This is a genomic window from Marinomonas spartinae (genome assembly GCF_900089775.1).
Taxonomy (GTDB): domain Bacteria; phylum Pseudomonadota; class Gammaproteobacteria; order Pseudomonadales; family Marinomonadaceae; genus Marinomonas; species Marinomonas spartinae.
Map to the genome: position 1 here is coordinate 398,027 of NZ_FLOB01000001.1, position 24,549 is coordinate 422,575.

Annotated in this window: 24 protein-coding genes; 14 read left to right on the forward strand and 10 right to left on the reverse strand. The window is 45.4% G+C overall.

From position 1 onward, the window contains the following. Window positions 1–328: 328 nt before the first annotated feature. The 3 genes from MSP8886_RS01760 (at window position 329) to MSP8886_RS01770 (ending at window position 2,601) form a co-directional block, all read left to right on the forward strand. Window positions 329–1,012 carry a helix-turn-helix transcriptional regulator gene (locus MSP8886_RS01760; protein WP_067012085.1) on the forward strand — a complete coding sequence of 228 codons (684 nt, stop codon included), beginning with the start codon at window positions 329–331 and terminating at the stop codon, window positions 1,010–1,012. 142 nt (window positions 1,013–1,154) lie between these two features. Further along, window positions 1,155–1,532, forward strand: coding sequence for a VOC family protein (locus tag MSP8886_RS01765; protein WP_067012087.1), 378 nt, complete (start codon window positions 1,155–1,157; stop codon window positions 1,530–1,532). A 277-nt stretch (window positions 1,533–1,809) separates the two neighbouring features. Beyond that, entirely contained in the window at window positions 1,810–2,601 is a 792-nt protein-coding gene (locus tag MSP8886_RS01770) for a DODA-type extradiol aromatic ring-opening family dioxygenase (RefSeq protein ID WP_083200711.1), read from the forward strand. 93 nt (window positions 2,602–2,694) lie between these two features. Here MSP8886_RS01770 and MSP8886_RS01775 read toward each other — a convergent pair whose 3' ends face one another. The 4 genes from MSP8886_RS01775 to MSP8886_RS01790 form a co-directional block, all read right to left on the reverse strand. After that, a complete protein-coding gene (locus MSP8886_RS01775) occupies window positions 2,695–3,348 on the reverse strand; it encodes a glutathione S-transferase family protein (protein WP_067012091.1) in 654 nt (217 codons plus the stop codon). A gap of 93 nt (window positions 3,349–3,441) precedes the next feature. Further along, window positions 3,442–3,948 carry a hypothetical protein gene (locus MSP8886_RS01780; protein WP_139063067.1) on the reverse strand — a complete coding sequence of 169 codons (507 nt, stop codon included), beginning with the start codon at window positions 3,946–3,948 and terminating at the stop codon, window positions 3,442–3,444. Between the two features lie 76 nt (window positions 3,949–4,024). Continuing rightward, entirely contained in the window at window positions 4,025–4,723 is a 699-nt protein-coding gene (locus MSP8886_RS01785; RefSeq protein WP_217491198.1) for an AHH domain-containing protein, read from the reverse strand. 87 nt (window positions 4,724–4,810) lie between these two features. Next, window positions 4,811–5,464: an HAD family hydrolase gene (locus tag MSP8886_RS01790; RefSeq protein WP_067012095.1), complete on the reverse strand. Its 654-nt coding sequence runs from the start codon at window positions 5,462–5,464 to the stop codon at window positions 4,811–4,813. A 409-nt stretch (window positions 5,465–5,873) separates the two neighbouring features. On the opposite strand from MSP8886_RS01790, the gene MSP8886_RS22230 reads away from it, so the two are divergent. Beyond that, window positions 5,874–6,020: a hypothetical protein gene (locus MSP8886_RS22230; RefSeq protein ID WP_175365239.1), complete on the forward strand. Its 147-nt coding sequence runs from the start codon at window positions 5,874–5,876 to the stop codon at window positions 6,018–6,020. 389 nt (window positions 6,021–6,409) lie between these two features. Continuing rightward, entirely contained in the window at window positions 6,410–7,363 is a 954-nt protein-coding gene (gene corA, locus MSP8886_RS01795; protein ID WP_067012097.1) for a magnesium/cobalt transporter CorA, read from the forward strand. 73 nt (window positions 7,364–7,436) lie between these two features. Here corA and MSP8886_RS01800 read toward each other — a convergent pair whose 3' ends face one another. The 6 genes from MSP8886_RS01800 to MSP8886_RS01825 all read right to left on the reverse strand — a co-directional run bounded on the left by MSP8886_RS01800 (window position 7,437) and on the right by MSP8886_RS01825 (window position 13,323). Beyond that, window positions 7,437–8,750: a purine-cytosine permease family protein gene (locus MSP8886_RS01800; protein ID WP_067012099.1), complete on the reverse strand. Its 1,314-nt coding sequence runs from the start codon at window positions 8,748–8,750 to the stop codon at window positions 7,437–7,439. Between the two features lie 215 nt (window positions 8,751–8,965). Further along, window positions 8,966–9,943 (reverse strand): 5-oxoprolinase subunit C family protein, encoded by a 978-nt coding sequence (locus MSP8886_RS01805; protein WP_067012101.1) that lies wholly within the window; start codon window positions 9,941–9,943, stop codon window positions 8,966–8,968. Beyond that, window positions 9,933–10,820: a 5-oxoprolinase subunit B family protein gene (locus MSP8886_RS01810; protein WP_067012103.1), complete on the reverse strand. Its 888-nt coding sequence runs from the start codon at window positions 10,818–10,820 to the stop codon at window positions 9,933–9,935. Before MSP8886_RS01810 ends, MSP8886_RS01805 begins: the two co-directional genes overlap by 11 nt. Next, on the reverse strand, window positions 10,801–12,204 hold the full coding sequence (locus MSP8886_RS01815; protein ID WP_067012105.1) for an acetyl-CoA carboxylase biotin carboxylase subunit: 1,404 nt from the start codon (window positions 12,202–12,204) through the stop codon (window positions 10,801–10,803). The genes MSP8886_RS01810 and MSP8886_RS01815 overlap by 20 nt, the downstream gene beginning before the upstream one ends. Window positions 12,205–12,212: 8 nt before the next feature. Next, the gene (locus tag MSP8886_RS01820; protein ID WP_067012107.1) at window positions 12,213–12,461 is read right to left on the reverse strand and encodes an acetyl-CoA carboxylase; all 249 of its coding nucleotides are present in this window, start codon (window positions 12,459–12,461) and stop codon (window positions 12,213–12,215) included. A 97-nt stretch (window positions 12,462–12,558) separates the two neighbouring features. After that, a complete protein-coding gene (locus MSP8886_RS01825) occupies window positions 12,559–13,323 on the reverse strand; it encodes a 5-oxoprolinase subunit PxpA (protein ID WP_067012109.1) in 765 nt (254 codons plus the stop codon). 369 nt (window positions 13,324–13,692) lie between these two features. On the opposite strand from MSP8886_RS01825, the gene MSP8886_RS01830 reads away from it, so the two are divergent. The 9 genes from MSP8886_RS01830 (at window position 13,693) to MSP8886_RS01870 (ending at window position 24,484) form a co-directional block, all read left to right on the forward strand. After that, complete coding sequence (locus MSP8886_RS01830; protein WP_067012111.1) at window positions 13,693–14,613, forward strand: LysR family transcriptional regulator; 921 nt, start codon at window positions 13,693–13,695, stop codon at window positions 14,611–14,613. Between the two features lie 252 nt (window positions 14,614–14,865). Beyond that, window positions 14,866–16,713, forward strand: a complete 1,848-nt coding sequence (locus tag MSP8886_RS01835; RefSeq protein ID WP_067012113.1) for a DUF3857 domain-containing transglutaminase family protein — start codon at window positions 14,866–14,868, stop codon at window positions 16,711–16,713. 49 nt (window positions 16,714–16,762) lie between these two features. Continuing rightward, complete coding sequence (locus MSP8886_RS01840; RefSeq protein ID WP_175365240.1) at window positions 16,763–17,437, forward strand: aspartyl/asparaginyl beta-hydroxylase domain-containing protein; 675 nt, start codon at window positions 16,763–16,765, stop codon at window positions 17,435–17,437. A 159-nt stretch (window positions 17,438–17,596) separates the two neighbouring features. Then, on the forward strand, window positions 17,597–18,775 hold the full coding sequence (locus MSP8886_RS01845; RefSeq protein WP_067012117.1) for an esterase-like activity of phytase family protein: 1,179 nt from the start codon (window positions 17,597–17,599) through the stop codon (window positions 18,773–18,775). A gap of 267 nt (window positions 18,776–19,042) precedes the next feature. Further along, window positions 19,043–20,533 carry an alkaline phosphatase family protein gene (locus tag MSP8886_RS01850; protein WP_067012119.1) on the forward strand — a complete coding sequence of 497 codons (1,491 nt, stop codon included), beginning with the start codon at window positions 19,043–19,045 and terminating at the stop codon, window positions 20,531–20,533. Window positions 20,534–20,650: 117 nt separating this feature from the next. Beyond that, window positions 20,651–22,060, forward strand: a complete 1,410-nt coding sequence (locus tag MSP8886_RS01855) for a 4Fe-4S binding protein (RefSeq protein ID WP_067012121.1) — start codon at window positions 20,651–20,653, stop codon at window positions 22,058–22,060. Window positions 22,061–22,111: 51 nt separating this feature from the next. Next, window positions 22,112–22,579, forward strand: coding sequence for an iron transporter (locus MSP8886_RS01860; RefSeq protein ID WP_175365241.1), 468 nt, complete (start codon window positions 22,112–22,114; stop codon window positions 22,577–22,579). Next, window positions 22,576–23,097, forward strand: a complete 522-nt coding sequence (locus MSP8886_RS01865; protein WP_083200714.1) for an iron transporter — start codon at window positions 22,576–22,578, stop codon at window positions 23,095–23,097. The genes MSP8886_RS01860 and MSP8886_RS01865 overlap by 4 nt, the downstream gene beginning before the upstream one ends. After that, complete coding sequence (locus MSP8886_RS01870) at window positions 23,087–24,484, forward strand: alkaline phosphatase family protein (protein WP_175365242.1); 1,398 nt, start codon at window positions 23,087–23,089, stop codon at window positions 24,482–24,484. Before MSP8886_RS01865 ends, MSP8886_RS01870 begins: the two co-directional genes overlap by 11 nt. Window positions 24,485–24,549: the final 65 nt, after the last annotated feature.

Consider the following 24,549-nt stretch of genomic DNA (forward strand, 5'->3'; position numbering starts at 1 on the left):
TGAAAAGCCCCCTTAAATTGCACAAAAAACCAGCACTGCACGCGCTGTATCGCAATCATGACGGGGGCTTTACTGAATAGGCACTTCCCTAACACTGATCTTGTAAAACCCATGGAAGAAAGTGGGTGGAAAGTGATAAGTCATGACAAGAGATTTTCAATTGGAAAGTGAAAATAATTAATTGTGACACAATTTAGAACCATAAAACGCTATCTTGGCTGTCTAAATCGATGAAAATGATTTTCTATTAGCGGTTGATAGTTAACCAGAAAGATTTGTTTTAATGATAAAGTACTATCCGTATTAAATGCTAACTTGAGGTTTTTAAATGGTTCGTGCCCAGCGTTTAATTACCCTTATTGAATTGCTACGTAGTCATCGTTATCCGGTGGCAGGTAAAGACCTTGCCGAAACATTAGGTATTAGTCTTCGAACTTTGTATCGAGATATTGCCACTTTACAATCACAAGGGGCCAATATTGAGGGGGAGGCGGGCATGGGATATGTGTTGCGTGCAGGGTTTTTATTACCCCCTTTAATGTTTACGGAAGAAGAGGTTGAAGCATTGGTGCTAGGTGCTCGCTGGGTTAGTGGCCGAGCGGACTCTCAATTAAGCAAGGGGGCGAAAAGTGCGCTTAATAAAATTGCGGCCGTCTTACCGATTGAATTAAAAAATACCCTAGACGATACCTCACTATTGATCGGCCCAAGTAAAGAGCTGCTAATAGACTCCGTCAATATGGCGGATATTCGTCGAGCGATCCGAGATGAACGTATTCTGTCTATTGTCTACCGTGACCTAAAAGACAACCAATCCGAGCGGCGTGTTTGGCCCTTTGCACTGGGGTATTTTGATGGCGTCCGTGTGCTGGTGGCTTGGTGCGAACTACGACAAGCGATTCGTCATTTTCGAACAGACCGAATTCTTGCTTGTCAGTTAGAGGAAAACCGCTACAAAACGCCGCGTTATGTGCTGTTGAAAAATTGGCGCGCGACTTTGAATGCTTCCTAATTCATCGATTTAAACATTTCTGCTGACAGTTTCTGACATACCCTCCCTTTATTCTTTAGGACATCGGGCAGTAACCCGATACGTGACGGGGCGAGATTGCTCTAGATCGCGAATATCATTATTGATAAAGAGGAGAATCAACATGGAGCTTTCCAATTTTAGTATTTTGTATGTAGACAATGTGTTCCGCAGCGTGGATTTTTATCGCCCCCTGTTAGAGCGAGAACCTGTTGAAATGAGCGATGGTTTTGCACTTTTTGTCAGTGATGTGGGGAATAAATTTGGCCTATGGGCGAGGTCAGAGGTGCAGCCTACCGTAGACGCGTCACAGGGTGGTGCGATGGAAGTGGCTTTTATGCTATCAGGTGTCTCAGCATTACAGGCTCAGTACTCCAAGTGGCAAGCTCTTGGGGTGAATATCCTTCAGGCACCGACAGAGATGGATTTTGGTCTCACGTTTACTGTCACGGATCTTGATGGGCATCGATTACGTGTTTTTTGCTATGAGAAAACCGAATAACGTATTGGTTTATGAGGGACGTGATGACCTTGGCGGATGATGTCCGTCGAGGTGTTGCAAGCCGTTTTAGAGAGATGGCTTGAGACAAATAACCAAACGAATGGTTTGAGTGTTCAAATTTTTAGAAGGCAATGCTAAAAATTTGCTTGTTGATTGACTCGAGTACGAGACCTAGACTCTTCCTATCTGATAAGCGCCCTCATATGATTAATGTTAAGCGATTAATATCGAGTCGGCGCATCATTACTTAATAGAAAGTTTTATGAGGTGTCACAGTATGTTACCGACTTATTTTATTTCTCATGGCGGCGGCCCTTGGCCTTATATCCCAGACATGCGAGCTATGTTCATCAATCTTGAAACGTCATTGGTGAATATGACAAAGCAGTTGCCTGAAAAGCCAAAAGCGATATTGATGATTTCCGGGCATTGGGAGCGCCAAACCTTTGGCGTGCAATCTAACCCGGCACCTGGGATGGAATATGACTATTACGGCTTTCCAGCCCATACCTATGAAGTGAAATATCAGGCTCCTGGTGCGCCAGACGTTGCCGCTCGTGTTGCTGAGCTCATAGAAAATGCTGGTTTTCCTGTGGATCTAGATGATAAAAAAGGCTTCGATCATGGTGCGTTTGCTCCTATGGCAGTGATGTATCCTGAAGCGGATATGCCACTTATTCAGCTTTCTCTCAAATCGAACCTAGATCCTGAAGAACATTTGGCTTTGGGCCGTGCATTAGCGCCTCTGCGCGAAGAAGGCATTTTAATTGTCGGCAGTGGCTTGAGTTTTCATAACCTTGGATTAAGAGGCCCGCAAGCCATTAAACCATCCAATGCTTTTGATGCCTGGTTACAAGAAACCTTGCTAGACGCCACACCAACAGAGCGCAGCGCAAGAGTAGTTGATTGGGACAAAGCACCGTACGCAAGGATTTGTCATCCAAGAGAAGATCATTTGATTCCCTTGATGGTCGCCCTTGGCGCTGCTGAAAAGGGCGAAGCAAGCTGTGTTTACCACGATGAAGGGATCTTTGGTGGTTGGACGGCCTCTAGCTTTCGGTTTGATTAAGTCATTTGCTGAGGTAAACGCTTCTTAGCTCTTAGGTAAAGACATAAACATCCTGTTTTCTTAGCGAAAGCAGGGTGTTTTTTTATTGAAGGGTTAAACGGGCTCGCCAGCTTCACCCGCTTCGACGATATCGGTTTCGATAACAGAGTCTTCTAGCCATGACTTCATTGCTGGATGAGCTAACATGGTTTGTTGATAGTCGCGAGCTGCATCCGATAGCTCAATACCATAAGTCTTAAAGCGGAAGATAACCGGGGCAAAGAAGGCATCAGCCAAGCTGAATTCGCCAAATAAATAGGGGCCATTTGGAGTGTTATGTTGTCTCAACTCAGTCCAAACACGATCGAGTGTGTCCACCTCTTTTTTGGCTTGATCGCTTAGTTCAACGCGACGTTTTGCTCGGCAGTTCATGGGCATTTCGTTGCGAATACCAAAAAAGCCTGAATGCATGTCTGCGACAATAGAGCGAGCCCGTGCGCGAAGGTGTTTATCGGTGGGCCAGCCTTTTCCATCTAAGTAGGTTTCGTTGATGTACTCACAAATGGCGAGTGAATCCCATATGCTCAAATCATCATCCAACAAAACTGGCACCTTGCCAATCGGTGTATATTGGGCAAGCTCTTTGTAGAAAGCCTCAGTAGATAAAGAAAGTTTGATTTCCTCAAATGGAATATTGAATGCTTTTAGTGCCATCCAACCTCGCAATGACCAAGACGAATAGTTTTTATTGGCGATGATCAGTTTCATATCCTTGTCCTCCTTTTGATGTCTTTATTGTCTAATGCTGCATTGTTACCTGTTTTTTCTGGAGATAAAAGGCTTAATAGAGGTCTAAGAGCGTTAGAAAGGGCTGACTAAGTCTGTATCAAAGGTGATTCCCGTCATGCTCTGTTGGGTAAAGAGAGACTTAAAACTTTCTGTTGCGAAGAGAGAGTGTGTGCCAAAAAGCTTGGATTTAAAGACCTGTTTGTCTTTAAGGTCACTGTTTTCAAAGGCTAATGATTTGAAGCCTATAGGGTAGCCATCCTCATAGGATCGAATGCATTGAGTTTCATCTTCACTTACAAATGTAAGGCAATTGTAGATGTATAGCTGATTATCTTCTGCAAGTAAGGGTAAAAACTCTCCAAATGGTTCGAGAGTATTGGCAAACACGTCATAGGCTTTTTGAGTAAAAATAAGATAGCTTCCCCAATAGGATATAGCTGGTAAAGGCTTATTTTTCCATTCCTCTGCTATATTGCATTTGACACTTTTCCAGCGTGACTTTAGTGACTCATTTGTTCTTGGTTGACTTCGTACTAGAGTTAAATCTTCATCTCCAATAATGTCGGCAAAGGCAAACATATCAAGATCAATTATCTCAAAACTGTCTTCAGAGTATTTTATTCTATAAACGGACATAGGTATTACTTCTCTAGTTTTATGTATTTAAAATATTTGATGGGTGAGTACCATTTCTAAGATCTCTCTTCACCTTACTTAACCGTTTTGTAAATACACCTTCGGGTAAATTGTCGTTTGAGAAAAAGTCAGCAATCCATTGTTCATATTTTTGTGTATGTAATGGTCTATGAGATGGTGAATCTGGAGTGGCCCAATCATCAGGTTTGTTTTTTGCAAAATTACGTAACCAAATACCATTGGTAGGATCATTAATTCCAATACCGTAAGCATGCAAGTTTAATCGGCACTGTACCATCAGCATTTTTAGGTGTCGGCCCTTTCCTGGAATAATATGATGGGGCTCATGCATTGTCGTTGGCTTAGGTTCTCCGACTGCAAAGAGATTTTTTGCTAACTTTCTGGTTGGGTGATGGGACTCATAGGATAATTCTTTTATTGATTTCTCACGATTTTCTGAGCGGTATCGTTCTAACTCCTCTTGTAACCTAGCTTGTATTGCTATTTTTCTGCGTTCTAACTTCAGATGGTTCCAATCTTGGTCAATCTTCAAAAGTCGTTTAGCTTTTTCTTCGGATGTCTCATAGACTGATACTTGCACGTTTTTTGAATTATGAAAGTTACGAGCTTTTAACTCATAATTATAAATTGCCATCTCAAGTGGTGTAGGGTCACTTGGTCTTGTTGGCATTGGGATTTCTGCATATTGTTTTGTCACTTTACTTTCCTTGTATATGCCATAGATGAAAAATACTAAGTAGCTTTGGTTAGCAAGTCAATTCGAGGCTATTTAATGGTTCACTTTCTAACGCAAGCTAATTACTTTCCAGCCACGTTCGGTAGCGATTTTTTCTAGGGTCGGATCGGGGTCGACTGCGATGGGAAAATGCGCTTTTTCTAGCAGTGGTAGATCGTTGTGGGAGTCGCTGTAGAAGTAGATGTTGTCCATGGTGTGGCCATTGTCTTTGGCCCATTGTTCGGCGCGGATGACTTTGCCTTCGCGAAATGTGGGGGTACCAACGAGCGCCCCTGTGATGCGTTCGTCTTGATATTCGAGATCAACACCAAGGCTGTGCTTAACACCAAGATAAGCGGCAATAGGGGCGACCAAATGGGTGCCCGTGGCGGAGATAATGATAAGTTCGTCACCGTCTTGCTTATGTTGGGCTAACAGATCGAAAGCTTTAGGAAGCGCCATCGTTTTCACGACGTCTTGAATAAACTGATGGATTAATGTGGCCCGTTGTTCCGTGTCTAGAATAAACAAAGGCGATAAGGTGTAACGCATGTAGTCTTCAAGGTTTAGGGTGCCAGCATCATACTCAGCCATGTAAGCAAGATTAATGGCTAGGAAGTCGTCTGGTGTCGGCAGGTCGCTCGCGGCGATGTATTCCGCAAAGGCTTGGGCGGTATCGCCTGCGACTAAGGTATTATCAAGATCGAAAAAGGCCAGTGCCATGGTGGCTCCTTAAAAATTTCAAAACGATGAGAATGAAAACGCAGTTAAAAAGAAAGACATGACAATTATATGTCAGTCCGCAAAATAAAGGCGTCTTGCCTTTATCCCAAGGCAACGACGACTAAGTCGAAAGTGGGGCTGTTTTTTTGCAAAAAACTCCATCTCAAGTCTTTCCATGTGTACGTTCTCTGTGGCCGACAAGATAGCGTGTTTTTCTTGTGATTTTGTCTCTTATATTACGCATTAATAACGCCGAGAAGGGTTATTTTTCCCCTTTGCTAGCGTCTTGAGCTCCTAGGGACTATTTTTACAAAAGAGTGCATTTTTGTCTCGATTTATACAGGTTAGTAGCGGGGATCTAGGGTAATTTATAGAGGATTTTTAAGAACGAGCAAGGAGAAGTGAATACATGGAACAGTTACTGCAATTGCTTAACGACTTGGAAGAAATATCCTTGCAAGATATTTCTCAGGTGCCAGATTCACAGCAGCACATTTTAGTAGAACGAATTGAGGAGCTACAGGATGAGCTACGCCTTTTAGTTGAGTCTGAGTGACTGAAAACGGAGTCCCTCCCCCCCTACTATAAAGTGTCTGGAAGCATCAACTCCTGTGCTGATGTGTTGTCATGATTACTTTATCGTACCTTTGCGTCTTATTTAATGACATTCGTATTAGAAGTGTCATCCAACATAGGTATAATCACAGTTTATTGAAAGGTGATGATGCTTTTGATCTTTTTTCTCCGCTTCGCTTGATTAATGAGTGACGGCCTAGGATGTCAGCAGTATGATGCACGGCATCTTTCTAATCAGACGCCGTAGATCACATGGATAGTGCAACGCCGTCATAAAATACGCATTTTCCGTCTTTATACTTTGCAGATAAACGCACTGAATAATACGGCTTGACAGAAATAAGGTATCGATTATACCGAGGTAAACGTATGCTAAGATTTTTTAAAATCAACAACGGCTTGATTCAAGAAATTCCTAAAGAAGATGATAATTTTGCCACGTTACAACAAGAAGCAGACTGGATTGATGCGGCAGAACCTGATGATGATGAGCGTTTACAACTGCAAGCTATCTTGAGTACGGATTTACCTGAATCTGACGATGTCGAGGAGATTGAGGCATCCGCTCGCTGTTTTGTTGATCAAGCCGGTATTCACGTTCACTCTTTGTTTTTAAATCAAACAGAAGGCCGTCATAAAACCTCTACTGTTGCTTGTATTTTGCAAGATGATCGTTTAATCACGATTCGTGAAAGCGAAGTCGCTGACTTCCGGTTATTACGCATGCGAGCTCGTCGTGGACAGATTGCGGTGGATTCTCCTGCGCAATTATTAGTTACGCTATTTGAAAATAAAGTAGAGAACCATGCCGATACTTTGGAAGATTTACACCGGCAATTAGAAGGCGTCAGTCACCTTGTTTTGGAAGAAAACGAAAGTGAGCTGGATAGCATCATTGAAAAACTGGCTAAACTGGAAGACAGTAACGGAAAGATTCGTTTGTGTTTGATGGATACCCAGCGTGATATTTCTTTCTTATTGCGCCATCTTCGTAATCGCCATGAATATTCAGAAACTCTGCGTGAAATAATGCGAGATGTGGAGACCTTGATGTCTCACACAACCTTTCTGTTCGATAAAATTAATTTCTTAATGAACTCGACACAAGGCTTCATCAACATTGAACAGAACAAGATCATCAAAATTTTCTCTATCGCATCGGTTGTGTTCTTACCTCCTACCTTGGTGGCGAGTATTTATGGGATGAACTTCCATATTATGCCTGAATTAAACTGGACCTATGGGTATCCTGCGGCGTTAGGATTAATGGTGTGTTCAGGCTTTGCGCCTTATTGGTACTTTAAACACCGTGGTTGGTTGTAAGCGCCTAAGACTGACAACTAACTCAAAAAGCCCCAATGAACTCTCTTCATTGGGGCTTTCTTATGCTGGCATGTTAAGCATTGGAGTGGGTTGGCGTGATGCTTTTTTGTTTCGCGAAGGAGTAAAAACCAAGAGATACAATAAAGGTCGCGGGGGCGGCAAATGAGGCAATATCAGAATGCATAATCAGAATACCGACCACGGTGCTTAGTAACCAGGCAATCAAACCGACAAGGTTCAAATGGTTGCTTTCAGCCTTCATATCGTTGTGACTCTTAAATAAAATATGCGCCAAGGCAACACCAACCCAAGCGACGACGAACACACCTTGATAAGCAAGTGCTTGCAAAATGTAAGAAAAGACATTGGATAGCATCAAAACATACACCACCGCACCAACCACAAGAGACCACACCAACTTAGGGGCTTTGATGCGTAAGATGTTATCGAAAAAGGCCTGCATATTTACAGTGGCTAGGTAATAGTTCGCGGTGTTAATACGGGTTTGCGTCACCCACACAAACAATAGCCCCCAAATTCCCAATAGCTTAATGATAGACAGCACCACAGAGACTTCGCTTAAGGCAGCATCTTGTGGGATGCTGGCAATAAGGTAGATACCTACAATCCCATTCACCAAAAAAGTGATCAGATAAAAAGGCATACCGAAGTTATAACGAGCATGGTAAGAGCTGTCTTTTGGCTTACCAAAGCGCGCGTAGTCAAAGGTGAATAGCATTAATACCCAAACGCCCATGTAATAAGTGAAGCAGTTCCACCAACCAAATGGTGTTGCGTTAGCTGACCCTAAGTTGATCCAGTTAGCCTGATAGCCATATTCGCTAATGGAGACCACCACCGCAGCGATCAACCCTATGATATAAAAGGGTAAGAGGACGCCATTAAATTTATCTAACCACTTCTGCACACTGCCGAAAATCAACAAGACGCTGTAAACCACAACGATCAAGGCGGCCCATTTGTAATCTAACCATGGGAACATCTTGTTCATGGCAACGGCGATAACAGAGCCTTCAAATACCGCATAATAGATCGCGGTAGAGAAGAAAATAAGCGTGGCAAGGGAGGCGCCAGCAGAGCCAAATAGTCGCCGTGAGAACAAGGCCACGGACAAACCTTCTTTGATCGCGTAACGACTGATAATACCATTGATGATGCCGTAGCTGATGACAGACAGCACCATACCTATGATGGCGTTCTTCGCGCCATAGCTCATGGCTAAGGACGCTCCAACCACAATATAAAATATCGCGCTGCAGACCGCCCACCACGCCATAGTAAGAGAAAGTGCCCCCATTCTGGCGCCTTCTGGCACGGGGAGGTTGGAGGCATCTTGAGTCGATTCTTGCTGAACTAAACTGGCCATTTTGTGTTCCTCATTGTGAGTATTATGATTTTTTGTGTTGTTTTCTGGTTTTTTTGGCTCAAACGCTCCCGTGACACTGATCGATTGTCAGCATCATGGGAGAAAAGCCGGTTTGGGAAGAAGACGCAGAATCACTCTGTTTGATTATTAGAAGATGAGTGATCCACGCCGCTTTATTGTTATTGCTCGTTTAAGCCGCTATCTGTTTAAACGGTTTATATTTTTAAGTAATGGCGCACCTTATCGAGTTGTTGCTGTTTTAACTGACGGGCTTCTAACGCCTCAGCCATGTTGACCGGAACAAAGCGTGTTTTGTAGTTGGGTTGCATCTGGCCGATTAGATCCATGTCTGCACTGATGACCGTACCGATGGTGGCATAACCACCGCCGGAAACGGCGTCCCGATGTAACACAATGGGCTCTTTGCCTGCTGGAATTTGAATCGAGCCAATGGGATAGCAAGCATCAACGATATTGGAAGGATCGGAGCCCGCGCCAAAAGGCTGCTGACGAGGCTTGAACTCCATCGCCCGTCCACCTTTGAAACGATAGCCAATGCGATCGGCTTCGCTGCCAACCGTCCAAGTGTCTTCAAAGAAGCGTTCTACGGCATCATCTGTTAAGCGATGAATATACATGCCTGTTATCATGCGTAAGGGCATTTCCTTCTCAATTGGGGGAATGCATTCTGTGGGAAGGTGTTGGCCTTCTTTTGCTGCTTTTTTCGGCTTGCCAATCGGCAACTCATCCCCAGCTTCTAGCCGACGACCTTGATAACCTCCCAAGGCACCAAGGGTGTAAGTTGCGCGACTTCCAAGGGTCATAGGTACATCAATGCCCCCTGCCACGGCTAGGTAAGCTCGTGCGCCTGCAGTTGGATAAGCAAAGCTCAATGTTTGTCCTGCTTTGATCAAAAGTGAGGTATCTAATGGCATGACGGCGCCATCGACTTTGGGGGACATGCGAGCCCCACACACGGCGACGATGGCATCCTGTTGGAAAAGCAGCTCTGGGCCGAGCAAGGCACATTCCAGTACGGCATCCCCTTCATTGTTATTGACCAATAAATTTGCGAGCGTCATAGAGTATTTATCCATCGCGCCAGAAGGGGGAATACCTAGATGATAGTAACCTTCGCGACCTTTATCTTGGATGGCGGTGGCCAGGCCAGGTTTGATGACATTAATCGACATAAAGCACCTCCATCATGGTTTTCTTGTACTGTTCAGGATCAGCCTGATAATCTTGTAAATCAAAGGTAAAGGCTTGAGTTTTTGGCGCAAAGGTACCGTTTTCGACTTCCTCTAGAATCCTGTCGTATTCCGCTCTGTCTATGGGGTTAAACTGAACAATGTCGCCCGTACGGAAAAACACCATGGAGTCTTTTAAATAGGATAAGGTTTGCTGTGGGTCGTAAATGGGCGCCGGTGTCACGCCGAACATTTGATAGCCACCGGCTCCGCGAGCGGAATAAATACAGCCAAAACAGCCACCGTGGCCAAGGGTTTGTTTTGGGGTATCGGTGCGTGGACTTAAATATTTGGGGACTTCAAGTTGCTTCGCCTGTTCGACCATTTGAAACATAAAGGGGAGTCCTGCGACAAAACCCACCATAGACACAAACCAAGGCGAGCCGCAGTGGGCATCGATAAAGGCTTGTACGTCTTTAAGACCATTGATGCGCGCCGCATACTCTAGATCGGTTGAATTGGGATCTTGATGGCGATCACGGAAGCGCATGAGGGTTTCATGGGTCCAAGGATCGTTATAAAGCACGGGAATTTCCACAATACGGGTGTCTAAGCGTTGTTTGCTATGATCTTGTGCCATGCTTTCTAAGGCTTTTACTTTAGCAAGCAAGATGTCTGGATGAATCACATCCGGATTAAATCGTACTTGGAAGGACGCATTGGCAAGACAGACATCTAAAATGCCGTCAATGCGTTGTGCTTCAATGGCTTGCACCATGCCCAGACTTTTGAAAAAAGCCGGTAACGACATAGATTCAGATATCTCGGCAAACAGTTGTTCATCACCGCCAAAGGTATATCTAATGGGTTGTGAGAGCATCGTCCTTCTCCTTTTCAATCAGTTTATGAAGGTTTTCTGGCAACCACACTTCCAGTGTGCCGGTATCAAAGTCCGCTGTTTTTATGGCGGGATCTTGCAGTAATGCTTTATGCAAAGGCATGGTGGTGAGTACGCCTTCTATTTGCGTCTCATTGAGTGCGGTTATCGCCCGTTCAAAGGCTTGTTGACGTGTTTGACCATGAATAATGACCTTAGCTAACAGCGAATCGTAATACGGTGGGATGAGGTAGCCATCAAACAGATGAGTGTCGATACGAATACCTTCACCAACCGGCCATTGCAAATGCGTTAGGCGACCAGGGCTTGGGAAAAAGCCTTTTGCCGGGTTTTCTGCGTTAATTCGCATTTCAATGGCTGAGCCGTTGATTGTTATGTCATCCTGTTGAATAGACAAGGATTCACCGAGGGCGACTTTGATCATCCATTGCACTAAATCGACCCCAGTAATGGCTTCGGTGACAGGATGCTCCACTTGAATACGCGTGTTCATTTCAATGAAGAAAAACGCTTCGCTTGTATCATCGTAGAGAAATTCTAAGGTGCCCGCCCCCTTATAATGAAGTGCTTGCGCCAGCTTGGCGGCCTTTTGGCACAATTGCTCACGGATCGTTGACGATAAAGCAGGAGAAGGCGCCTCTTCAAACACTTTCTGACGTCGACGTTGTAAGGAGCATTCCCGTTCATATAAATGAATGGAATGCTCACCATCGCCCAGTATTTGCACTTCAATATGGCGTGCTTTTTCAATAAAGCGTTCTAAATAGACAGCACCAGAACCAAAGGCGGCTTTGGCCTCACTTTGTGCGATGATGAATTCTTTTGCCAGTTCGTTGGCATCACGAGCAATTCGAATACCGCGACCACCGCCACCAGCAGAGGCTTTGATAAGCAGAGGGAAACCGACGGTTTGCGCTGCGGCAATGGCGCCTTCTAATGAGTCTATTTCGCCATCGGAACCGGGAACGACTGGGATGCCAGCCGCTTGGGCGGTGGTGCGTGCGCAGGCTTTATCGCCCATTTGGCGAATGGTATGGGCATCAGGCCCAACGAAAATTAAGCCAGCGTCCACCACGGCTTGAGCGAAATCGGCATTTTCAGATAAAAAGCCATACCCTGGGTGAATGGCTGTGGCATTCATTTGTTTGGCCGCTTCAAGAATAAGTTCTGCCTTTAAATAGCTCTGGTCAGCACGGGCCGGACCGATGACCATGACCTCGTCCGCTAGCGTGGCGGGTAAGGATAATTTATCGGCTTCGCTGCAAACGGCAAGGGTTCGGATACCTAACGCTTGGGCTGCATGAATAATTCTCACGGCGATTTCGCCACGATTAGCAATCAGCAGTCTGTGATCAGAAAAGTTCATGGGACACATCACTCCTGGATCTCAATAATGGCGACGACTTGACCTGGCTCAACGGGCTCAGAATCGTCCACGCAGAAGCGGATTAAGGTACCTTGGGCGTCGGCAGTGAGATCAGAAAACTGTTTCATCACCTCGATTAGCCCTATCACCGTCGTGTTTTCTACCTGATCTCCTTCGTTAACAAAGACGTCAGACTCCGGTGATGGGCGACGATAAAAGACGCCGGGGAGGGGGGAAATAATGTCTAGGGTAGCCATGTTTTGTTCCTCTTGAATGATTATATTGTTCTTTTATAAGAATCTTTTCTGTTTTAAAAATGCGTCAAAAACCTTCTATTTTAAATGCTTAACCTCGCTATGATCGGCTTGGTGAGCGAATGTGTATCCCCGCTTCGTGCAATGCCTTATAAGTCGCTTCCACCAGCGCTAGGGCACCGGGGGTATCACTGTGAATACAAATTGAGTCGAATTCGATTGAGATATCTTTGCCTTCAACCGTGTAGACTTTGCCTTCTTGGCAGGCTCGGAGGACTTTTTGGGCAACCTGTTCTGGGTCCAACGCGTCAACACGGCGGGTGAAGACAATGGAACCAGAAAGGTCGTAGTCACGATCTGCATAAAATTCACAGACCACGGGATGACCTACCCGTTTGGCCACCTTATGAACATTCGAACCATGCATCGCATACAGCATCAGTTCTGGTGACAGCGTGTGCAGTTTTTCCACCAAAAGTTCTGCGATCTCGTCATTGCGTGCCACATGCATGTAAAGCGCTCCATGGGGTTTGACATGTTGCAAGGTGAGACCATGCAACTTAGCAATTTCACGTAATGCGCCAACTTGATAGAGGATGTCGTTCACCAACTCGTCTGCTGAGGCCATCATATGACGTCGGCCAAAGCCCACTAGATCCCGAAAGCCCGGATGGGCGCCAATGGACACCCCATACTGTGCTGCCATTTTGACGGTCTGAGCCATCGTGGTCGAGTCACCGGCATGAAATCCAGTGGCGATGTTGGCAGAGCTGATTAATGGCATGATGTATTCATCAACACCATCGCCAATGGTCCAAGGGCCAAAACCTTCTCCCATATCCGAATTGAGGTCTACTGATCTCATCAAACTGTCCTTTCTGTTTTTTTTAAGTGTTAAATAACCCGTGGTGCATTTGCTGCATGACAAAATGAAAACCCCTCCCTAACCCTCCCCTTAAATAAGGGGAGGGAACTAATGGCCTGAGAATTCTCAAGCAAAGCCGTAAATCTCCGCTTAAATAAGGGGAGAACTGGAAATGCCTCAGTAACTGACTCCTCCCACTTACTAAGGGGCTGGGAGGGGGTTATAAGAGATCAATTCACTTGCTTTGATAGTTTGCGAAAACTGTTTAAATGCACCACGGGTATAAATATATAAATGAAACTTGGTGTTTAAAAAGATCTATTTTTTGATAGGGTAGTATCTAAAAAACAGATATAAGGTGGATGGGCGATGGCGCTTACGATCAGACAGCTAAGATATTTTGTGGCCACCGCTGAAATTGGTCAGGTTTCCCAGGCGGCAATTCACCTTAATATCTCTCAGTCGGCGGTTACGACAGCGATTCGTGATTTGGAAGATTTATTAGGGGTAGAACTCTTTTTACGCAGTACGCAAGGTGTCAGCCTGACGGATCGAGGGCGACATTTTTTAAATCACGCCTATCAAGTCTTACGCAGTGTCGATGAAGCGCTAAATCTACCTCATACCGATGATGATGCCGAAGGGAAAGTGCGCCTTGCCGCCAGTTATACCGTACAAGGGTATTTTTTGCCTTACCATTTGCAGCGTTTGTCCCAGTGGTACCCGAATATCGCCATGGAGTTGTTTGAGTATGAGCGGGTGAATATCGAAGCTCGCCTTGCGGATGATTCTATTGATATGGCGGTGGTATTAACGGATAACCTGACTCACCCAGACATTAAATCAGAACGCCTATTTGTCTCTGAAAGGCGACTTTGGATGCCCAGTAACCACCCATTTAGCAGTAAAACGGATTTGGTCTTGGAAGACATTGTCAAAGAGCCTTTTATCATGCTGACCGTAGACGAAGCCGATCAAAGTGCCATGCGCTACTGGAAACGCAAACAACTTGAGCCCAATATTATTTTGCGCACCTCTTCGGTTGAGTCGGTCAGAAGCATGGTTGCCAATGGGTTAGGTGTGGCGATTTTATCGGATTTGGTTTATCGCCCTTGGTCCTTGGAAGGTCGACGTATCGAAACGCGATTGCTGGATGATGCTGTGTTACCTATGAGTGTGGGCCTTGCTTGGCGACGGGATAAGGTATTTACGCCTGCAATGAATGCCATTCGAGACTACTTCAAACAAGGCTTTTTGATGCCGCAACAAAATCTGTCGAAGCGTTCTTGAATCGTCGAATGTGTCATAAAAGAGCGTCACAATAAGTCGTCAACTTTCGTCAGTTTATTGTTCTGCATGTCTATATAAGCAAAAGAAATGCTATAAAAAAGGAAGAGTATTGTTCGCCGTTTTTTAAAAGAGGCTTTTTGCCAGTCAAGCGGATACATTTGTTTAAGCACGATTGTGCTTTATCTAGATGCCGTGATTGTGCTACCAAAGAGTACCCGCGGTCGCTGAGTAAATAAGTGAGTAGAGAGATATATGCTGAGATTCCATCGAGTGACGACGTTAGGCCTGTTTTTGATATTTGCTTGGGGCAGTTTACCTGCCGTGGCGAGTGCAAAGCCATCAGAGTACCAGATTCATGACGTAGTGCACTTACATAAAGATAAGACTTATTCGGATGTAACGACGTTTGATCGAACGGTATTAAGGGCGACAGATATAGGAGATGCAGGGCAGTTTTCGACCACCTTTGATCCACATAATCAAACCTATAAACTGTTAAGTGCTTGGGTACTTCAGCCTGATGGCCAAAAAATCAATGTACCTGCTAGCCGAGTCTTAATTCGCCCTAGTGCGGCGGCACAAAATGCACCAGGTTTTGTTTCTACTAAGACGGCAACCATATTGTTTCCACAAGTAAAAATCGGCTCTAAAGTGCATGCGGAGGTGAAGGTCACCACCTTTAAGGCCTATAAACTAGGTTATAGTGATGCGTTTTCGGCCGGTATTTTTCATAACGGCGATGTCTATGTGACGCTAGATGCTCCAGCCTCCCTACCTTTGAGTGTCGGCGCTCAGAATGGTTTTCAATACACCAATAAGATCGAAGGAGACCGTCGTGTGATCAAGGGGCAATATCATATGCGTGGGGCTTCTCCTTCATTGTACGAGAACCATATGCCTAACCCATTGGATCTGAGTCCCTTGTTGAGTGTATCGACCATTACCAACTACCTTGAGTTAGCAAAAGATTATTATCATTTATCCGCTGACAAGGCGGTTGTCACACCGGAAATTCAGGCACTAGCGAATCACATTACCCAAGGCAAACAAGGTAAAGCAGCGGCTCGCGCGTTATACGACTGGGTGACGAAAAACATTCGCTATGTGGCGATGTATTTAACCGCTAATTCGAGCTGGATTCCCCATAGCGCCAGTCAAGTGCTGGAAAATGGTTATGGCGATTGCAAAGACCATGTCGTGTTATTACAGGCTTTATTAACCGCAAAAGGCATTAAGTCGGATCCCGCGATTATTAATTGGAGTAACCGTAATGTGGATTGGCCCGCGCCTTCTGTAGAGGCGTTTAACCATATGATTATCTATTTACCAGAGTTTGACTTATACGCTAACCCGACGGACCAAACTGCCCCGTTTGGGGTGTTGGATTATGGCTTACGTAATAAGCAAGTTCTGTTAGTAGGCAAGCATCCAAAACTGACTCGTACGCCTAAAGTGACCCCTAAAGAGGCCCGTTTTGTCACTAATGGCGACATTAAGGTCAGTCGCGATGGCACTATTAAAGGCAAAGCGTACGTCACCATGTCGCCTATACTGGAGTCTTATTTACGCTACCAGTTATCGAATAAAGAGAACCGGCAAGATGCGATGAAGCAGGCATTGTCTGTGTTACCTCACTATGGGTTTGGGCATATGAAAACGACCGATCCACATAATTTAGATGTGCCTTTTAGGTTCTCGATGGATTGGGTATCGCGTAAAGCCTTGCATGTGGCAACACGTGCATTTGTCTTGCCGGATATGCCAGACTTCGCCCCTCAAGATGCACCACAGCAATATTTAGGGGAAGATACAGTACGTCGTTATCCTGTGATGCTGCAGCCTAAAGACTTGCATTGGCATTTTACCCTCACGCCGCCTAAGGGCTATCACTTTAAGCATTTACCACCGAACGTGAATGTGCGTAATTCTGTTGGTGATTATGTGGCGAGCTATCACTTTAAAGGCCATAGTATGGTGGTGGATCGTGAACTTATTTTAAAAGTCCGACAGGTACCAGCAAAACAATATGACTTAGTGGAAAGCATTGTTAGAGCCGTGATTGATGATCAACAGTCGATAGTGAGTCTCAAAAAACGGTAATGATTTAGGACTAGTCTAAGTCGTTGAAGGACGTAACCGGGGGATGGCTATGAAACGTGTGCTGGCTTTTTGTGTTGATAAGTATTTCAGGTTATGGATTCGTAATGAGCCGATACTGGATAAATCGCAACTGTTTCCGCAAGGTCAGGCATTTGAAGACAGCTGGCAACAGATTAGAGAGGAGGTTGGGCATTATCTAGAGTCGAAATGGCAGCAGGTTCCAGAGTTTAGCCAAGTTGACGCCCATCAATACGATATTGCCAATACCGACTCCCATAAATGGAAAACAGCCATTGTCAAAATGTATGGCGTGTACATGAATGAGTCCATCAGTCCGACTCTGATACGGTTGGTACGCGAGAATGACCAGACCATTAGTAGTGCGTTGATTTCCTGCATGGAAGCAGGAAAAGATGTCCCCATTCACAAAGGGCCAAATAAAGGGGTGATGCGTTATCACTTACCCTTGTTTGTGGACTCTGGTGAGTGCTTTCTTACGATTGATGGTCAGCGTGTGGATTTAACCGAAGGGAGCGGACTGCTGTGGGACGATGCTTTCCCTCATGGTGCGTCTAACTTCACCCCATCGACTCGGGTGGTGTTATTACTGGATGTGAAGCGTCGTTTGCCTTGGCACTTGAATTGGCTGTACGAGCGTATTTTAGCCGCATTAAGGCAGACCGAAGAGTTTAAAGAGGCGGTTCGAAAAGCGCAGATCCAGTGATGAATAGGCGTTGTTGGATACTGACAGTCAGCGCTGTTGCATGTCTCTATTTATGAGTCACTATTTGTTATGAGTCACTATGTGCCCGTCGATAGTGGCAAGTACACATTATTGAGAATGAGAAATATCCATAAAAGAGTAAGAGTGAAAGGAGTACAAATGAAACAATCGTATATAGCGGCATGTTTGCTGCTAGGCTGCATGTCACTCACCGCAGAGGCTGCTTCTAATACCGACTCTGTGTTGGATGACAATTCAGCTAATTTTCCCATCACTCGACTGGATTATATTGGGGAATACATTATTCCTAATGACACCAAATTTGATCATGTCTTAGTGGGTGGTTTATCAGGGATTGATTACAGTGCGGATCGTAAGCAATGGTTGATGATCAGCGATGACCGAGCGAGTAAAGGCCCTGCCCGAGCCTATTTGGGAAACATGTCGATTACCGAAGACAAAGTCGGCCCGATGACGTTAACCAAAATGATTTCGCTTTATCAGCCAAATGATACCCTTTATCCGAGCAAGAAAGTCTATGAGAAAAACCATAAAGGCGTGGTGCCGGATTTTGAGTCTATTCGTTTTAATCCCTTCACAATGGGCTTTCGATATACCAGTGAAGGGGATCGCTCTCTGGGGATGAATCCGTTTATTCGCGATGCCTATATGGACGGTCATTACCTTGAAAAATTACCAATCCCCCAAGCTTACCGCTATGATCCGCACAATAGTAAAGTGGGCTTTCGCGATAATCTTGCGTTGGAAGGGAGTAGTTTTACACCCAATGGAAAAATGTACTTTGCCGCGATGGAGGCCCCTTTAAAGCAAGATGGTTCATTGCCTTCTTTGACGAAGGGCGCGTATTCTCGAGTGATTCGTTATGACGAGCTGGGGGATGTGATCGGTGAATATGTGTATCCGATTGATCCGTTGCCAGCAAAGCCTGGGCCTGGTAAGCATGCAGACAATGGTGTGTCAGAAATTTTGGCGTTGAACAGCCAACAGTTATTGGTCGTGGAGCGCTCTGGTATTCAGGATGCCGCAGGTCACTATCATGATTATATTCGCATCTATCAGGCGGATATTGATAATGCGACCAACGTTATTGGAGCAAAAACCTTGGTGCCGGGACAATATCAGCCGATGAAAAAACATTTGTTGTTGAATTTGAATGATGACAAACATTTGCCGAAGCTCGATAACATTGAAGGCATCACATTTGGTCCCAAATTAGCAAATGGTCAACGAACACTGGTTCTCATCTCTGATAATAATTTCAATGCATCGGAAGTAACGCAACTATTAGCTTTTAAAGTGGTGTATAAAAAGGACTAAGGCAAGAGAAAATATCCTAGGCAAGACGTCTATTGATTGAAGGTTAATAGTCAAAAAAACATAAGAATCATTTACAAAGTGTATATAAATAGGCCTAGCGTCATGTTTTTTTCGGTTAATGGTAAGTTAACTGTAAGCTGGCGTGAGGTCATATTTATGACATGATACTGTCATTTATCCTCTCTAGTCTCACTTCCAAGTAAGTATTTCTACTTACTCTCATTTGTATTGTCTATCAATCATCTTTGCCTATCAGAGGGTCGTTCAATGAGTTTGCTCAAACCATCGTTGTTAAGTGCATGCACTGCACTCGCTCTGCCTTTGTGTTTATCTACTGTGGCCCATGCGTCCAGTATGTCTCACCATACGAAAACACCGATTAAGCACGTCGTCGTGATCTTCCAAGAAAACGTATCTTTTGATCACTACTTTGGTACTTACCCCCATGCGACCAATCCAAAAGGAGAGCCTGCTTTCCACGCCAAAGCCAACACGCCTGCGGTGAACACGTTAACGGAGCAGTTGCTAAAACATAATCCTAACGCGCTTAATCCATTCTTGCTGCCACGCAACCAAGAGCCATTTGACCAAGACCACGGTTATGAAGCGGAACAAGATGCTTACAACGGTGGTTTGATGAACCAGTTTTATGAAAAAACCGGGGACAAATATTCCAAAGTTGGCCAGCGTCAGGTGATGGGGTATTACGATGGTAATAGCGTAACGGCGTTGTGGAACTATGCACAACACTTTGCGATGAGCGATAACTCTTATGGCACCATCTTTGGTCCATCTAGCCCTGGGGCATTAAACTTGGTGGCGGGTCGTACTGGTCCTGTTATTGAGAAAACTCTGCCAGGCGTAGAAGGGGGCAATCTTGTGAGCGATGATAACCCTCGCTTAGACGATTGTGCTTATAAAGACGCCGCTGATGCGAAAAAATTTGAAACAAATTTAACTGTGGTCGATCCTCACAAACGTGTGGTATTGACGGGGAAAAACATTGGTGATTTGTTGAATAAGAAACACGTCACTTGGGGCTGGTTCGAAGGGGGATTTGATCCAACCAGTTACCAAAATGGCTTTGCTGTGTGCGGTGCGAAAAGTACCAATGAATTCGGTGGTGTGAAAGGGGATTACATTCCTCACCATGAACCGTTCCAATACTTTCAATCCACTGCTAACCCTCACCACTTACCGCCTTCTAGCATTGCTAAGGTAGGTAAAACCGACCAAGCAAATCACCAGTACAGCTTGAAAACTTTCTGGAAAGCGGCGGATTCGGGTCATCTTCCAGCGGTGGCTTTCTTGAAAGCGAAAGGCATTGAAGATGGTCATGCTGGTTATTCAAATCCATTGGATGAGCAGCGTTTCTTGGTCAACACGATTAACCGTCTTGAAAAACTGCCAACTTGGAAAGACACCTTAATTGTCATTGCTTATGACGATTCCGATGGTTACTACGATCATGTCATGCCACCTAAAAACCACTTTGCTAATGTAACGGGTCGTCATGGTTATGGTCCTCGTTTGCCTTTATTGGTGATTTCTCCTTATGCGAAACAAAACTTTGTCGATCACAGTGTGACCGACCAAAGTTCGATTATGCGCTTTATCGAAGACAACTGGAGACTAGGTCGAGCAGGCCATTCTATGGATGCCCATTCAGGTACCTTGGATCACATGTTGCACTTTGGCCATGGTCATAGAGCCCATGCACTGATGCTTAACCCGAAAACAGGTGAAGTGTCTTCTTAAGATACCAACCGTAGCAAGGATAAGCTTGGCAGACGAAGCGAGTCATACACTCGTTTCGTTTTTTTGTTGATAAGGTGATTTAACGGTTTTTCGAATGAAAGATTGGGAGCTATGAGGATGAGTCAAAAAGCGCGTCTAGAGCGTTGGCTAGACAAAGGCCTAGTTCGGCTTGGTCGTCGTAGTCTTTACTGGCAAGTGTTCATGCTGATTGGACTGGTTTGCTTGCTTGTCCTCCCCTTGTTTGGAGCCGTTCCTCAATATCACTGGCAAACACCGTGGAATAATGGCCAGCTTTTTAGTGAGTGGGTGTTGTGGGCGATATGGTATCCCGGCACGTTATTGTCGGTATTGCTGGTGGGGCGTTTGTGGTGTGGCATCTTGTGTCCACTGGGCGCCATGAGTGAGTGGTTCAGTCATATTGGTGCTCGTTTTCCAATCCCCAGTTTTATCAAGCACCCAATGACGACCGCCATGAGCTTTATTTGGGTAACGATTTGGGCGCAAACCTTGGATGTTCGCGACGATTTACGGGCCGCTCTGTTGCTGTTTGCGCTTATTTTCGCCCTGGCAGTCGGATGCGGTTTGTTATTTGGCAGTGAACACAAACAAGGTCGGCGTGTTTGGTGTCGTCACTTGTGCCCTATTGGTTCCATTCTTGGGGTATTTTCCCGCTTAGGGGTGGTCAATCTGGTTCGCAAACAAGCAAAGGGTCAGAGTCCTCACCTCAGCGAAGGGTATCGTGATAACGGCTTATGCCCAACCAGTATTGATCTGGCGAGCAAACAAACCGCTCGTCACTGTATTAAGTGTGCTCGATGTGTGAACCCGGAGTCTAAAGGCGGCTTGACCGTCCAGATACGCCAGCTTGGTACAGAAATCATTAAGATTGATCGTCACGCTCCCTGTTTGTCTGAACTTTGGTTTATTTGGCTTGCGCCAGGGTTGGCGGTGGCTGGATTTGTATGGGCTCAGACCCCGCTGTATGTGTCTTTTCGACAAGCCCTAGGTCAATTTGCCCTATCTCAGCACTGGTATGGCTGGTTGCAAGCTGGGCCTAGCTGGTTAATGAATCAAAATGCGGCCTTGAATCAGCATTACCTGTGGCTCGATTTCTTTTCAATTAGCGGATTCATGTTGGGCTTTGCGCTTTTACTGGCAGTGCCTTTGCTACTGTGCTCTTGGCTAGCGAGTTATGCTTTTCATGCTAATCAGAGTCGCCGAAGCCAGCGCATGGCGGCCTTTGGCTATCAGTTTGCGCCGATGGCGATGTTATGCATTTTGCTTGGCCTAGGCAGTACGTTATTCGCCACTCTAAAACAGGTGGTTGGCAATGATGTGATGTTTTTGGAGCTGGGGTTGTTGGTAATGGCGCTGCTGTTCAATGGGGTGAGTGCATGGCGTTGGACAGCGGCTCAGAATGTGAGTTTGGCTTGTCGAATACTATTAAACGGTTTGCTCTTGATCGGGTGTGCATTGCTGTCTGCTGCCACCCTGTGGAGTATTTTTCCAACTTTACTGTTTCATTAAATGGATCAGATTATGCGATGTATTGTTTTTTGTGGGTTATTGAGCGTGTGTATGATAAGTGTCACGGCACAAGCTGAAGAGGTGGTGAATACGACATTGGCCTCAATGGATAAAGATGGAATGAATCTTTCCAGTGGCGTGCGTTTAGAAGGCAAGAAGCTGGTTTTGTGGAGCCGTTCTAAGGCCAATGCATATAATCCCAATGGTTATATCACCAATGATTTTATCCCTTTTTGTAAGGTGACGTTTGAGGTAAAGAAGGTGGGAACCTCTTGGCACCAATCCTTCATTGCGCCGATGCGTCTCACACAAACTGGCCCTGAGTATGGCCAAGCCACCGTATTGGATGGGGCGGGTCAATATCAGTGGACGGTGCATTATCAATCCCCTAGGGCAAATGGCTTTTATCGTCATATCGATAAAGCAACCGGTGTAGCGCCTTGGTGGAAACCATTTGATTTAACTTACTCCTTCTCTCTGGATTCACAGGGTAAGATACATAAAGGAGCAACATCATGATGCGATATTGTTTGCTGGCTTTGTGCCTTTGTTTAAGTATGCGAGTGTGGGCATTGGATGTGGTCTTCGGCCCCGATGTTGGTATCAATGGTATGAAAGTGGGGGCCAGCTATATCCAAGGGATTATCATGTCGCCGAAAATGGCGGGGTCTCCCAAGCACGCTGACATACATTTGGAAACCGATGTGCACGCTCTACCAGGCAATCCGCAGGGTTTTCCAGCGACAGACTGGATTCCTGGACTAAAGATTCATTTTATTCTGACCAAAGCCAATAGCAACTGGCGTTATGAAGCAGATTATTTGCCCATGGTGGCCCAAGGCGGCACCCATTATGGCCGTAATATAAAGCTGGATGGACCTGGGCACTACTTTGTGACAAACGAATACTCCCCGCCACCTGCCAATGGCCTATTCCTCGCTAAAAACGCAGGGCCTGGGGTGTTTCCTTGGTGGAAACCGTTTGTACGTCATTATCAATTCGACTTTTTTGGAACAGGAAAAAACGGTGGCTATTAGACATATTCTCTCCTTATCAATCGGTTTATTGAGTGCAATGGCACACAGTGCATCGATTCAACAGGTGCCAACTACCCCAGTGAAACACGTGGTTGTGGTAATGCTTCAAGATGAAAGTTTTGATCGCTATTTTGGGCGCTATCCCATTGCAGAAAACAAACCAGGTGAAGTGGCGTTTCATGCAAAGGCGGATACACCCAAAGTGGCGGGTTTTACGAAACAAGTCATGACTCACAACCCTAATCTGACTAACCCTTTTCGCTTAGCGCCGGCAGAGCCAACCTGTGATTTAGGATATGGGCCTTTGGCGCAAAAAGCTTCTTACAACCATGGTCAAAACAACATGTTTATTTGGTTGGACAGTGAAGCGCCAAGTAACAGTATCAATGATGATGGTTGTTTCCCGCAATCTGTTATGGGCTATTACGATGGCAATACGGTTCACGCTTTGTGGGAGTACGCTCAGCACTACGCCCTAGCCGATCATTTTTTTGCCAGTGATTATTCCTCGACGGCTTCGGGTCTGATTAATGAAATCGCTGGAGGAACCAAAGGCGTCTTACCGAAAAGAGTGCCAGGTGTGGACTACCATGATGATCTGATCGGTAATAATTACCCTCTCTATGATGATGGCAGCTCAGGGCGAGGTTTGGTGCATTTGACGCGGGCCAACATTGGCGACTTGCTGAACCAACATAAGGTGAGTTGGGGGGCGTTTGTGGGTGGCTTTGCACCAACGTCTCATGTGTCAGGCCGTGCTGTGATGGCTTCTCGTTCTTTGAATCAGCAAGGTTCTATTGAACCAGACTACATACCAAGCAATGAACCCTTTCAATATTTCAAATCAACGGCCAACCCTCACCATTTGCCACCGTTATCCGATAAGACGATTGGCTTGAGTGACCAAGCAAATCATCAATATGACTTGTCTTTATTTTGGACGGCACTTCGCAACCAGCAGTTGCCAGCAGTGAGTTTTGTCATCCCCAAAACGGGTCAAAATGGTCATGTGGGTAGCTCGTCGCCTTTGGATGAACAAACCTTCCTACAAACCCTCATTACTCGCTTGCAAAAGAGCCCTCAATGGTCAAATACGGCGGTGATGTTGGTTTGGAATAATTCAGATGGTTGGTATGATCACATTACGCCACCGAAGGCACCCAGAGGCATGATCGGCTTGGGTTACGGGCCACGCTTACCCTTTTTAATCGTGTCTCCTTTGGCAAAACATAACTATGTGGAGCATAAGATGTTGGATCAAGGGTCGGTACTGCGCTTTATTGAAGACAACTGGCAACTAGGGCGTCTTGGCAAGCACACGGCCGACTATTATGCCCACTCGCTTGATGATATGTTCGCTTTCCATCAGCAAAAGACGACATCTTAGGCAGAAGGCAGCAAAACAAAAACTTTTGAAAAAGCAGGGCGTAAACCTTTGGTTTGCGCCCTTTT

Coding starts and splice junctions, on each gene's coding strand:
- MSP8886_RS01765 (WP_067012087.1), top strand. CDS start 1,155: ATGGAGCTTTCCAATTTTAGTATTTTGTATGTAGACAATGTGTTCCGC.
- MSP8886_RS01800 (WP_067012099.1), bottom strand. CDS start 8,750: ATGGCCAGTTTAGTTCAGCAAGAATCGACTCAAGATGCCTCCAACCTC.
- MSP8886_RS22230 (WP_175365239.1), top strand. CDS start 5,874: ATGGAACAGTTACTGCAATTGCTTAACGACTTGGAAGAAATATCCTTG.
- MSP8886_RS01865 (WP_083200714.1), top strand. CDS start 22,576: ATGATGCGATATTGTTTGCTGGCTTTGTGCCTTTGTTTAAGTATGCGA.
- MSP8886_RS01820 (WP_067012107.1), bottom strand. CDS start 12,461: ATGGCTACCCTAGACATTATTTCCCCCCTCCCCGGCGTCTTTTATCGT.
- MSP8886_RS01850 (WP_067012119.1), top strand. CDS start 19,043: ATGAGTTTGCTCAAACCATCGTTGTTAAGTGCATGCACTGCACTCGCT.
- MSP8886_RS01835 (WP_067012113.1), top strand. CDS start 14,866: ATGCTGAGATTCCATCGAGTGACGACGTTAGGCCTGTTTTTGATATTT.
- MSP8886_RS01860 (WP_175365241.1), top strand. CDS start 22,112: ATGATAAGTGTCACGGCACAAGCTGAAGAGGTGGTGAATACGACATTG.
- MSP8886_RS01810 (WP_067012103.1), bottom strand. CDS start 10,820: ATGCTCTCACAACCCATTAGATATACCTTTGGCGGTGATGAACAACTG.
- MSP8886_RS01840 (WP_175365240.1), top strand. CDS start 16,763: ATGAAACGTGTGCTGGCTTTTTGTGTTGATAAGTATTTCAGGTTATGG.
- MSP8886_RS01780 (WP_139063067.1), bottom strand. CDS start 3,948: ATGTTTGCCTTTGCCGACATTATTGGAGATGAAGATTTAACTCTAGTA.
- MSP8886_RS01830 (WP_067012111.1), top strand. CDS start 13,693: ATGGCGCTTACGATCAGACAGCTAAGATATTTTGTGGCCACCGCTGAA.
- MSP8886_RS01805 (WP_067012101.1), bottom strand. CDS start 9,943: ATGTCGATTAATGTCATCAAACCTGGCCTGGCCACCGCCATCCAAGAT.
- MSP8886_RS01855 (WP_067012121.1), top strand. CDS start 20,651: ATGAGTCAAAAAGCGCGTCTAGAGCGTTGGCTAGACAAAGGCCTAGTT.
- corA (WP_067012097.1), top strand. CDS start 6,410: ATGCTAAGATTTTTTAAAATCAACAACGGCTTGATTCAAGAAATTCCT.
- MSP8886_RS01815 (WP_067012105.1), bottom strand. CDS start 12,204: ATGAACTTTTCTGATCACAGACTGCTGATTGCTAATCGTGGCGAAATC.
- MSP8886_RS01775 (WP_067012091.1), bottom strand. CDS start 3,348: ATGAAACTGATCATCGCCAATAAAAACTATTCGTCTTGGTCATTGCGA.
- MSP8886_RS01825 (WP_067012109.1), bottom strand. CDS start 13,323: ATGAGATCAGTAGACCTCAATTCGGATATGGGAGAAGGTTTTGGCCCT.
- MSP8886_RS01770 (WP_083200711.1), top strand. CDS start 1,810: ATGTTACCGACTTATTTTATTTCTCATGGCGGCGGCCCTTGGCCTTAT.
- MSP8886_RS01790 (WP_067012095.1), bottom strand. CDS start 5,464: ATGGCACTGGCCTTTTTCGATCTTGATAATACCTTAGTCGCAGGCGAT.
- MSP8886_RS01760 (WP_067012085.1), top strand. CDS start 329: ATGGTTCGTGCCCAGCGTTTAATTACCCTTATTGAATTGCTACGTAGT.
- MSP8886_RS01845 (WP_067012117.1), top strand. CDS start 17,597: ATGAAACAATCGTATATAGCGGCATGTTTGCTGCTAGGCTGCATGTCA.